1 protein-coding gene is annotated in these 1056 nt (G+C 62.9%); it reads left to right on the forward strand.

Annotated features, from left to right (window positions below; all coding sequences use genetic code 11):
* The first annotated feature begins 111 nt into the window (after positions 1-111).
* Positions 112-1047 (forward strand): IS30 family transposase, encoded by a 936-nt coding sequence (locus KNP77_RS15835; protein WP_214891762.1) that lies wholly within the window; start codon positions 112-114, stop codon positions 1045-1047.
* Positions 1048-1056 lie beyond the last annotated feature (9 nt).

Here is a 1056-nt window from a genome sequence, read left to right on the forward strand (position 1 = left end):
GATGAATTATAAAATTAAGTGCAACACCTGAACGTGAACGCAAAAAAGCCCATAGCGATGGCCTCGTGTAGAATGAAGTTACGACACAAACATTCAGACGGAGGAATCGCTATGAGCTACACCCATCTTACCACAGCGGAACGCGTGAAAATAGAGACGTATCTGGGGCTCGGGATGTCCGTACGGTCCATCGCGAGACGGCTCGGGCGACAGCCCTCGACCGTCTCGCGGGAGATCAGACGGAACCCCGGCTATACGGCCGAACGCGCACAGGAGCGCTACGCCAAGGCGAAGGGAAACTGCGGCGCCAAGACGAAGCTCGACGACAGGATGCGCCGGACGATCATCGAGAAGCTGCGGGCGACCTGGTCCCCGGAACAGATCGCAGGGAGGCTCTTCAGCGGAAGGATCGCCTTCTCGACCATCTATCGCTGGATCTATTCGGGGCTGATCGACGTGCCGGCGACCGTGCTCCGCCAGAAGGGCAAGCGCCGGAAACCCGTGGAGACACGCGGGCGCATCAACGTCGGGCTGACCATCTCGGACCGCCCGCGCGAAGTGCGCACACGCGAGACGTTCGGGCACTGGGAGCTCGACACGGTCGTCTCCGGCCGCGGGAAGTCGAAGGCGTGCGTCGCGACGTTCATCGAGCGCAAGAGCCGGTTCTACCTCGCCCTGCCGATCGCGGACCGCAGCGCGGCCTCGATGGAGGAGGCGATCCACACGGTCCACGGAGCCTTCCCAGACGGCACGTTCAAGACGGCGACGACGGACCGGGGCAAGGAGTTCAGCTGTCACGAGCGCGTCCGGGCGACGCTCGGCGTGCCGATGTATTTCGCCGACCCGTACTCGTCGTGGCAGCGCGGCAGCAACGAGAACGCCAACGGCCTCCTGCGCGAGTTCTTCCCGAAAGGATCGGACTTCGCGACGGTCGGACAAGGGGAGATCGTGGACGCGCTCGCCAAGATCAACGGCCGCCCACGCAAATGCCTGGGCTGGAAGACCGCACACGAGGCCTTCACGGACGAAGTGTTGCGCTTAATTTGACAAACCGTC

The sequence above is a fragment of the Exiguobacterium sp. s142 genome (genome assembly GCF_018618455.1).
In the GTDB taxonomy this organism is placed as follows: Bacteria; Bacillota; Bacilli; order Exiguobacteriales; family Exiguobacteriaceae; genus Exiguobacterium; species Exiguobacterium aurantiacum_A.

What these genes read in the sequence shown, in the direction of transcription:
- KNP77_RS15835 (WP_214891762.1), top strand. Translation starts at nt 112, where the DNA reads ATGAGCTACACCCATCTTACCACAGCGGAACGCGTGAAAATAGAGACG.